Source organism: Streptacidiphilus anmyonensis (genome assembly GCF_000787855.1).
Lineage (GTDB): Bacteria > Actinomycetota > Actinomycetes > Streptomycetales > Streptomycetaceae > Streptacidiphilus > Streptacidiphilus anmyonensis.
The window spans coordinates 98,784-108,346 of record NZ_BBPQ01000005.1; the positions used below are offsets into that span (position 1 = coordinate 98,784).

The 9,563-nt window shown below is 71.7% G+C and carries 8 protein-coding genes and 1 pseudogene; all 9 read right to left on the minus strand.

The annotated features are described in order from the left end of the window. Window positions 1-656 (minus strand): annotated as a pseudogene (locus TR50_RS48535) (P-type ATPase actuator domain-containing protein); the annotation flags it as partial. Further along, window positions 653-2,317 carry a potassium-transporting ATPase subunit KdpA gene (kdpA, locus tag TR50_RS07955; RefSeq protein ID WP_042416633.1) on the minus strand — a complete coding sequence of 555 codons (1,665 nt, stop codon included), beginning with the start codon at window positions 2,315-2,317 and terminating at the stop codon, window positions 653-655. The gene kdpA and the pseudogene TR50_RS48535, both read right to left, overlap by 4 nt. Beyond that, window positions 2,317-2,406, minus strand: a complete 90-nt coding sequence (kdpF, locus tag TR50_RS46590; protein WP_042416636.1) for a K(+)-transporting ATPase subunit F — start codon at window positions 2,404-2,406, stop codon at window positions 2,317-2,319. The genes kdpA and kdpF overlap by 1 nt, the downstream gene beginning before the upstream one ends. A 215-nt stretch (window positions 2,407-2,621) precedes the next feature. Next, the gene (locus tag TR50_RS07965; protein ID WP_042416640.1) at window positions 2,622-3,431 is read right to left on the minus strand and encodes an alpha/beta fold hydrolase; all 810 of its coding nucleotides are present in this window, start codon (window positions 3,429-3,431) and stop codon (window positions 2,622-2,624) included. Continuing rightward, window positions 3,428-4,081: a dihydrofolate reductase family protein gene (locus TR50_RS07970; RefSeq protein ID WP_042416644.1), complete on the minus strand. Its 654-nt coding sequence runs from the start codon at window positions 4,079-4,081 to the stop codon at window positions 3,428-3,430. The genes TR50_RS07965 and TR50_RS07970 overlap by 4 nt, the downstream gene beginning before the upstream one ends. Before the next feature lie 94 nt (window positions 4,082-4,175). Then, window positions 4,176-4,862: a response regulator gene (locus TR50_RS07975; RefSeq protein WP_042416645.1), complete on the minus strand. Its 687-nt coding sequence runs from the start codon at window positions 4,860-4,862 to the stop codon at window positions 4,176-4,178. Then, window positions 4,859-7,417: a sensor histidine kinase gene (locus TR50_RS07980; RefSeq protein WP_236654319.1), complete on the minus strand. Its 2,559-nt coding sequence runs from the start codon at window positions 7,415-7,417 to the stop codon at window positions 4,859-4,861. Before TR50_RS07980 ends, TR50_RS07975 begins: the two co-directional genes overlap by 4 nt. An 87-nt stretch (window positions 7,418-7,504) precedes the next feature. Further along, complete coding sequence (gene kdpC, locus TR50_RS07985) at window positions 7,505-8,134, minus strand: potassium-transporting ATPase subunit KdpC (RefSeq protein ID WP_042416650.1); 630 nt, start codon at window positions 8,132-8,134, stop codon at window positions 7,505-7,507. Between the two features lie 21 nt (window positions 8,135-8,155). After that, the coding region (gene kdpB / locus TR50_RS07990; protein WP_042416652.1) for a potassium-transporting ATPase subunit KdpB at window positions 8,156-9,563 on the minus strand (1,408 nt) is incomplete at its 5' end.

A 9,563-nucleotide genomic window follows, 5' to 3' on the forward strand; every position in this document is an offset into this window, starting at 1 on the left:
CCCTCCACCAGCGCGATCATGCGGTCGATGAAGGTCTTGCCCGGCTCCGAGGTGATCTTCACGACGATCCGGTCCGACAGCACCTTCGTCCCGCCGGTCACCGCGGAGCGGTCGCCGCCCGACTCGCGGATGACCGGCGCGGACTCACCGGTGATCGCCGACTCGTCCACCGACGCGACGCCCTCGACGACGTCACCGTCGCCGGGGATGATCTGCCCGGCCTCGACGACCACGTGGTCGCCGAGCCTCAGCTGCGTCGCCGCGACCTCCTCCTCCGGCACGTCCGTCGCGCCCGGGGTCCAGGAGCCGACGACGCGTCTGGCCAGGGTGTCGGTGCGGGTCTTGCGCAGCGTGTCGGCCTGCGCCTTGCCGCGGCCCTCGGCGACGGCCTCGGCCAGGTTGGCGAACACGACCGTCAGCCACAGCCAGACGGTGATCACCCAGGCGAAGACGCTGGTGTGGCGGATCGCGGCGTAGGTGGTGAGCAGCGAGCCGATCTCGACCACGAACATGACCGGGTTGCGGGCCATCACCCGCGGATCGACCTTGCGCAGCGCGTCCGGCAGGGATTCCAGGAGCTGCTTCGGATCCATCAGCCCGCCGGAGACGCGGGACGTCTCGTGGGACGGGGCCGGTTCCGGTGTGGTGACGCTCATTTCTGCAGCCCCTCCGCGAGCGGCCCGAGGGCCAGGGCCGGGAAGTAGGTGAGGCCGACGACGATCAGCACGACGGCGGAGAGCATGCCGACGAACAGCGCGTCGTGGGTGTGGAGCGTGCCGGCCGTCGACGGGACGGGCTTCTGCCGGGCCAGGGAGCCGGCCAGCGCGAGCACGAAGACCATGGGCAGGAACCGGCCGAACAGCATCACCAGACCCAGCGTGGTGTTCCACCAGTCGCTGGTGACGGTCAGTCCGGCGAAGGCCGAGCCGTTGTTGTTGGCGGCGGAGGTGAAGGCGTAGAGCACCTCGGTGAAGCCGTGCGCGCCGCTGTTCAGCATCGAGGCCCGCTCGGCCGGGAAGGACATCGCCACGCCGGTGCCGACCAGCACGATCGCCGGGGTGGTGAGGATGTAGAGGGAGGCGAACTTCATCTCCCGGGCGCTGAGCTTCTTGCCGAGGTACTCGGGGGTCCGGCCGACCATCAGGCCCGCGACGAAGACGGTGACGACGGCGAGGACCAGCATCCCGTAGAGGCCGGATCCGGTGCCGCCGGGCGCGATCTCACCCAGCATCATGTCGAAGACCGCGATCCCGCCGCCGAGCGGCGAGAGCGAGTCGTGGGCGTTGTTGACCGCGCCGGTGGAGGTGAGCGTGGTGGAGCTGGCGAACAACGCGCTGGCGGAGATCCCGAAGCGGACCTCCTTGCCCTCCATGGCCCCGCCCGCCGCCTGGAGCGCGGTGCCGTGGTGCTGCCACTCGAAGACCGTCATCAGGCTCGCGGACGCCACCCAGTACAGGGCCATCACCGAGACGATCGCGTAGCCCTGGCGGTTGTCGCCGACCATGCGGCCGAAGGTGCGCGGCAGGGCGAAGGCGATGACGAGCAGGAGGTAGATCTCCAACCAGTTGGTCCAGGCGGTGGGGTTCTCGAAGGGGTGGGCGGAGTTGGCGTTGTAGAAGCCGCCGCCGTTGGTGCCCAACTCCTTGATCACCTCCTGCGAGGCGACCGGCCCGCCGGGGATCGTCTGCGTGCCGCCCGCGAGGGTCTGGACCGGCTGGAAGTCGTGCAGGTTCTGCACGACGCCGGAGGCGAGCAGGACGATCGCGAAGACGAAGGAGAGCGGCAGCAGCACCCGGACGGTGAGCCGGGTCAGGTCGACCCAGAAGTTTCCGACCCGGTCGGTCTCGGTCCGGGTGAACCCGCGGATCAGCGCCGCGACGACGGCGATGCCGACGGCCGCGGAGAGGAAGTTCTGCACCGCCAGGCCTGCCATCTGCACCAGATAGCCCATGGTCTGCTCGCCGGAGTACGACTGCCAGTTGGTGTTGGTGACGAAGGACGTCGCGGTGTTCCAGGCGGTCGGGGCCGGCACGGCCGGGAAGCCGAGGGTGAGCCAGAGGTGGTTCTGGACCCGCTGGAAGAGGTACAGGAAGAGCACCGAGACCGCCGAGAAGGCGAGCACGCTGCGCAGGTAGGCGTACCAGGTCTGGTCGGCGCTCGTGTCGACGCCGACGAGCCGGTAGAGCGGCCGCTCGACCCGCAGATGCCGGGAAGTGGTGAGCACGCGGGCCAGGTAGTCGCCGAGCGGGCGGTAGGACGCGGCCAGTGCCGCGACCAGCAGGAGCGCCTGCAGGAACCCGGCCAGGGTCGGGTTCATCAGAAGCGCTCCGGCAGGATCAGCGCCGCGATCAGGTAGCCGACCACGGCCACCGCGACGACCAGTCCCACGATGTTGTCCGCGGTCACAGCTTCATCACCCCTCGGGCGACGAGCGCGAGCACCCCGAACACGCCCACGGTGACGGCAACGTAGATGACGTCGGCCATGTGCCGGCCCCCGCGCTTCGGTCGGTCGGTCCGGTTCCGGTTCCCGGATCAGCGCCGATACGTCACCGCGCGCGGGGCCCCGCAAACGACACCGGGCGGGGAATCGCCCGTCAGGACGCACGCCGGGCCGCCGTCTCAGCGAGCGGCTCGCCCCTCGAAGAACCGGACCAGCAGCGGGACGAGGGCCTGCGGGCGCTGGAGGATCGAGTGGTCCTCGCCGGGCAGCACGTGCAGCTCCGCGTCGGGGACGGTGTTGCCGACCGCGCGGGCGGCCGCGGAGAGCCAGGGCGAGGTGCCGTCGCCGTAGAGGGCCAGGGTCGGGACGCGGACGCCGGCCAGGCGCTCCGGCGGCAGCAGCCGCCAGGGCTCGCTGACGAGCACGTCCCAGGGCAGGCTCGCCGCCTTGTCGACGAGGAACGGCCAGGCGTCGCCGGCCTTCATCCCCACCAGGACCTCTCCGGGGACGCCGATCACCTCGCCGAGGAACAACTCCGTCGCGCCCTCGGCGTCGCCCGCGGCGACGAGCGCGGTCAGGCGGTCGTAGACGTCGGCGGGCGGCCGCGGCAGACTCGGGTCCGCCGCGAAGGAGGGCTCGTACACGGCGAGCCGGTCGATCGGCAGGCCGCGGGCGGCGGCCTCCAGGGCGAGGGAGGCGCCCGAGGAGTGGCCGAAGAGGCAGGCCCGGCCGCCCGAGTGGGCGATGACGGCCGCGAGGTCGTCCAACTCGTCGGCGACCCGGTAGCCGGTGGCGCGGTTGTCGCTCGCGCCCCGGCCGCGCCGGTCGTAGCTCACCACCGTGAAGTGCGGCGCCAGCTCCGCGCCCAGCGCCGCCACGGTGGAGCGGTCGTTGAACGCGCCGCCGACGAGGACCACCACGGGCGCGCCGTGGCCCTCCGTGTCGACGGCGAGCGAAGTGCCGTCACGCGAGGTGAAGTGCGCCGTCACGATGGCTGCGGGCGGGTGAAGGTGAGGTGGGTGACACCGCTGGGCGTGGTCACGGACTCGACGTCGAAGCGCGCCTCCAGGCCCTCCAGCCCGTCCCAGACCCGCACGCCGCGCCCGAGCACGATCGGCACCAGGACCACGTGGAGGTGGTCGACCAGGTCCTCCTCGAGGAAGGCGCGGACCGTGGACGGGCCGCCGCCGATGCGCACGTCCAGGCCGCCCGCCGCCTCGCGGGCCTGACGCAGCGCCTCCTTCGGCGTGGCGTCGAGGAAGTGGAACGTCGTGCCGCCGGCCATCTCCACGGACGGACGCGGATGGTGCGTCAGCACGAAGGCGGGCGTGTGGAAGGGCGGGTTCTCGCCCCACCAGCCGTTCCAGTCGTGGTCGGACCACGGCCCCTGCTGCGGGCCGAACTTGCGCCGGCCCATGATCTCCGCGCCGACGCCCTCGTTCCACCGCGAGGCGAAGGCGTCGTCGACTCCCGTGCTGCCGCCGGCCTGGCCCTGCATGGCCCGGAAGGTGCGCGTCGGGAAGAACCACTGGTGCAGTCGCGCCCCGGCGTGCCCGAAGGGCGCGTCGAAGCTCTGCCCCTCACCGGTGGCGAAGCCGTCGAGCGAGACCGAGAAGTTGTGCACCCTGACCCGGGACATGGCGGGGCCCTCCTGTCCGATTGCCGTCCACTCGAGACTAGACCCGGGCACTGACAATTCCGCGTCACGGCTCGGCGCGTCAGGGCTCGGCGCGTCAGGGCTCGAAGCGGTAGCCCATGCCGGGTTCGGTGAGCAGGTGGCGCGGGTGGGCCGCGTCCGGTTCCAGTTTGCGGCGCAGGCCGGCGAAGTAGACGCGCAGGTAGTTGGTCTTCTGCTCGTGTCCCGGACCCCAGACCTGCTGGAGGATCCGGCGGCCCGTCACCAGCTTGCCCGGGTGGGTCAGCAGGACGGAGAGGATGCGCCACTCCGTCGGGGTGAGCCGCACCACCGGGCCCTCGCCCGAGGTGCGCCGGACCACCGCGCCCGCGACGTCGACGGTGAAGTCGCCGATGACGACCGTCGGCGCGGGCGGCTCCGCCCGCGTCGGGCGGCGCAGCGCCGCCCGCAGCCGGGCCAGCAGCTCGTTCATCGCGAACGGCTTGGTGACGTAGTCGTCCGCGCCTGCGTCGAGCGCCTCGACCTTCTCGGCGAACTCCGACCGGCCGGACAGCACGATGACCGGGACCTGGCTCCAGGCGCGCAGTGCGTGGAGGACCTGGAGGCCGTCGATCTGGGGCAGGCCGAGGTCCAGGATGATCGCGTCCGGCGGGTTCTGGGTCGCCTCCAGCAGCGCCCGTCTGCCGTCGGCGGCCGTGGCCACGGTGTAGTGGCGGGCCTGGAGGTTGATCTGCAGGGCCCTCAGCATCTGCGGTTCGTCGTCGACGATCAGGATTCGGGTCACGGGACAGCCGTTTCGTTGCTGACTGGACTGGTGTGGTGGAGCGCGGCGGCCGCCGCCGGGAGGGAGAGGACCATGGTGAGGCCGCCGCCCGGGGTGTCCTCGGGGACGAGGGTGCCGCCCATCGCCTCGGCCAGGCCCCGGGAGAGGGCGAGGCCGAGACCGACGCCGGTGGTGTTGTCGTGGTCGCCCTGCCGCTGGAACGGCTGGAAGATCCTCTCCCGATCCTCCGGCGGGACGCCGGGTCCGCGGTCGACCACGCGCACCTCCACCCTCCCGCCCAGCGCGCTCGCCGCGACGGTGACGGACCGTCCGCCGCCGTGGCGCAGCGCGTTGGTGGTGAGGTTGGCGAGCACCCGCTCCAGCAGCGGCGGGTCCGCGAGGACGGCGGGGGCCTCGTCGAGGCCGGCGCGGCGCACCGGCGCGTGCTCGTCGGGCAGGGAGTCGAGCGCGGCGCTCAGCACCTCGTCCAGGTCGGTGGACCGGATGTGCAGGGTGAGCGCGCCGGCCTGGAGGCGGCTCATGTCGAGCAGGTTGTCGACCAGGCGGTTGAGTTTGAGCAGCGAGCCCTGGGCGGTGCCGAGCAGTTCGGCGCGGTCCTCGACGGTGAAGTCGACGTCGTGGCTGCGCAGGGAGGAGACGGAGGCCAGCGCCACGGCCAGCGGGGTGCGCAGGTCGTGGCTGACGGCGGCCAGCAGGGCGCTGCGCAGCCGGTCGGCGGCGCGGACGGGCTCGATCGCGGCGGCGGCCTCGGCCAGGCGGTCGCGTTCGAGGGCGACGGCGACGTGGTCGGCGAAGGCGGTCAGCACCCGCCGGTCGGCGGCGGGCAGCGGACGACCGCGCAGCACCAGGGTGGTGTCCGCGTCGACGGTCAGCTCCTCGACGGCCGAGGCGTCCGCGCCTGCCCTCGCTCCCCCGGTCTCCGACACGGCCGTCTCGGCCCCGCCGCGCACCAGCGCGACGTGCTGCATGCCGAAGGTCTCGCGAAGCCGGTCGAGCAGCGCCGGCACGGCCTGGTCGCCGCGGAGCACGCTGCCGGCGAGCGCGGACAGCGTCTCGGCCTCGGCCGCCGCGCGGGCGGCACGCCGGGAGAAGCGGGTGCCGGTGTCGACGACGGTGGCGACGACGGTCCCGACGACGGCGAAGACCAGCAGCGCGAGCACGTTGTTGGGCTGGGCGATGGTGAACTGGTGGACGGGCGGGATGAAGTAGTAGTTGAGCAGCAGCGAGGCCGTGACGGAGGCCAGCAGCGCCGAGACGATCCCGCCGAGCAGCGCCACCCCGACGACGACGGCGAGGTAGAGCAGCGTGTCGCTGGTCATGTTGACCGAGCCGCGGACCAGGGTGAGCACGGCGGTCAGCAGCAGCGGCAGCACCAGGCCGGAGGCCAGGCCCGTGATCCGGCGCGACAGGGGGTGCAGCCCGCTGGAGAGCGCCGGCAGGCGTCCGCGTCCGGACCGCTCGTGGGTGACCATGTGGACGTCGATGTCGCCGGAGAGCTCGATCGTGGTCTCGCCGATGCCGCGTCCGGCGGTGAGCGCTCGTCGGACGGCGCCTCGTCGGCTGGTGCCGAGGACGAGCTGGGTGGCGTTGGAGGCGCGGGCGAAGTCGAGCAGGGCGGTGGGCACGTCGTCGCCGACGACGGAGTGGTAGCTGCCGCCGAGCGACTCCACCAGGTGCCGCTGCGCCGTCAGCGCCGCCTGGTCGGCGTCGGCCAGGCCGTCGCTGCGGGCGACGTGCACGGCCAGCAGCGCGCCGCTGCCCGCCCGGTCGGCGATGCGGGCGGCGCGACGGATCAGCGTCTCGCCCTCGGGGCCGCCGGTCAGCGCGACGACGACGCGTTCACGGGTCTCCCAGACCTTGCTGATGTCGTGCTGGGCCCGGTAGCGCTGGAGGCCCTCGTCGACGCGCCCCGCCAGCCAGAGCAGGGCCAACTCGCGCAGCGCGGTGAGGTTGCCGACCCGGAAGTAGTTGGAGAGCGCGGCGTCGACCTTCTCGGCGGCGTAGACGTTGCCGTGCGCCATCCGGCGGCGCAGGCCCTCGGGGGCCATGTCGACCAGCTCGATCTGGTCGGCGCGGCGCACCACCTCGTCGGGCACGGTCTCGCGCTGCGGCACACCGGTGATCTTCTGGACGACGTCGTTGAGCGATTCCAGGTGCTGCACGTTGACGGCGGCCAGGACGTCGATGCCGGCAGCGAGCAGCTCCTGTACGTCCTGCCAGCGCTTGGCGTTGCGGCCGCCGGGGATGTTGGTGTGCGCCAGCTCGTCGACGACGGCGACCTGCGGTCGCCGCGCGATCACGGCGTCGACGTCCATCTCGGTGAACGCGCTGCCGCGGTAGTCGCGTTCGGCGCGCGGCACGACCTCGATGCCGGACAGCAGCTCCTCGGTGCGGGGCCGCCGGTGGCACTCGACGTAGCCGACGACGACGTCCTGGCCGCGTCCGACGCGCCGGTGCGCCTCGTCGAGCATCCGGTAGGTCTTGCCGACCCCGGGGGCCGAGCCGAGGAAGACTTTCAGCTTCCCCGGCGGTGACGGCCCGTTGCGCCCTGACACCACGAACTCCCTTTGCGGCTGGAGGTCCGGCCGCGCGGAGCGGGGAGGCGCCGCGCGGCCGGACGGTGGAGGCGTCCTGACCTGGTTTCAGCCGAGCTTGGTCAGGGCGAGGTTGAGCTGGAGGACGTCGACCCGGGGCTCGCCCAGGAAGCCGAGGTTGCGGTCCTGGGTGTACTGCTTGACGAGCGCCTGGACCTTGTCGACGCTCAGGCCGCGGGCCTGGGCGACGCGGTTGACCTGGATGGCGGCGTAGGCCGGGCTGATGTCCGGGTCCAGACCCGAGCCGGAGGAGGTGATCGCGTCAGCGGGCACCCGGCTCTCGGAGACCCCGTCGAACTTGGCGATGTCGGACTTCAGCTGGGTGTAGTTCGTCACCAGGGTGGCCGAGTTGGTGCCCTGGTTGGTGCCCGCCGAGGCGGTCGGGTCGTAGCCGAGGGCGCCGGCCGCGGAGGGACGGGACTGGAAGAACTTCGGGTCGGGGCTCTGGGACTTGCCGTCCTTGGAGACGATGGTGAAGTTCTGGCCGATCAGGGAGGAGCCGACCACGGTGCCGTGGGCGTCCTTGACCAGCGAGCCGTTGGCCTGCTTGCTGAAGGCGACCTGCGAGACGCCGGTGATCAGCAGCGGGTAGGCGAGGCCGCAGATCACGGTGAACAGCAGCAGGATCCGCAGACCGGTCAGGTGGTTCCGCACCGGGGTGGGAAGAGGCTTGGCCATGACGATTGACTCTCTTCTTTCTCAGTGCAGGCCGGGGATGAACTGGACGACCAGGTCGATCGCCTTGATCCCGACGAAGGGCAGGATCAGACCGCCGATCCCGTAGATCCCCAGGTTCCGGCGCAGCAGCGACTGCGCGGAGGAGGGCCGGTAGCGCACGCCGCGCAGGGCGAGCGGGATCAGGCCGATGATGATCAGGGCGTTGAAGATGATCGCCGAGGTGATCGCGGACATCGGGCTGTGCAGGTGCATGATGTTGAGCCTGCCCAGGCCCGGGTAGACCACCGCGAACATCGCCGGGATGATCGCGAAGTACTTCGCGACGTCGTTGGCGATCGAGAACGTCGTCAGCGCGCCTCTGGTGATCAGGAGCTGCTTGCCGATCTCGACGATCTCGATGAGCTTGGTCGGGTTGGAGTCCAGGTCCACCATGTTCCCGGCCTCCTTGGCGGCCGAGGTGCCGGTGTTCATCGCCACGCCCACGTCCGCCTGGGCCAGAGCCGGGGCGTCGTTGGTGCCGTCACCGGTCATGGCGACCAGGCGGCCGCCCTCCTGCTCCTTCTTGATCAGCGCCATCTTGTCCTCGGGAGTCGCCTCCGCGAGGTAGTCGTCGACGCCGGCCTCCTCGGCGATCGCGGCGGCCGTCAGCGGGTTGTCACCCGTGATCATGACCGTCTTGATGCCCATGGCGCGCATCTCGGCGAAGCGCTCCTTGATGCCCGGCTTGACGACGTCCTTGAGGTAGATGACGCCCAGGACGCGGGCGGCCTCGGAGCCCTTCTTCTCCGCCACGACCAGCGGGGTGCCGCCGAGGTTGGAGATCCGCTCGACCGCGACGTCGAGCTCGTTGTCGGTCCGACCGCCGTTCTGGACGACCCAGTTGGCGACGGCCGCGGCCGCGCCCTTGCGGATCGACTCGCCGTCGACGTCGACGCCGGACATGCGGGTCTGGGCGGTGAACTCGATCCAGGTGGCGTGGGCCAGCTCGCCCTGGGCGCGCTCGCGCAGGCCGTACTTCTCCTTGGCCAGCACCACGATGGAGCGGCCCTCGGGGGTCTCGTCCGCGAGCGAGGAGAGCTGCGCGGCGTTCGCCAGGGCGTTCTCGTCGACGCCGGTGACGGTGACGAACTCGGCGGCCTGGCGGTTGCCGAAGGTGATGGTGCCGGTCTTGTCGAGCAGCAGGGTGGAGACGTCGCCCGCGGCCTCGACCGCGCGGCCGGACATGGCCAGCACGTTGCGCTGGACCAGGCGGTCCATGCCGGCGATGCCGATCGCCGAGAGCAGCGCGCCGATCGTGGTCGGGATCAGCGCGACCAGCAGCGAGACCAGCACGATGATCGTCTGCTCGGCGCCCGCGTACTTCGCCATCGGCTGCAGGGTGACGACCGCGAGCAGGAAGACGATGGTGAGCGAGGCGAGCAGGATGTTG

What these genes read in the sequence shown, in the direction of transcription:
- kdpA (WP_042416633.1), bottom strand. Translation starts at nt 2,317, where the DNA reads ATGAACCCGACCCTGGCCGGGTTCCTGCAGGCGCTCCTGCTGGTCGCG.
- TR50_RS07970 (WP_042416644.1), bottom strand. Translation starts at nt 4,081, where the DNA reads ATGTCCCGGGTCAGGGTGCACAACTTCTCGGTCTCGCTCGACGGCTTC.
- kdpC (WP_042416650.1), bottom strand. Translation starts at nt 8,134, where the DNA reads ATGGCCAAGCCTCTTCCCACCCCGGTGCGGAACCACCTGACCGGTCTG.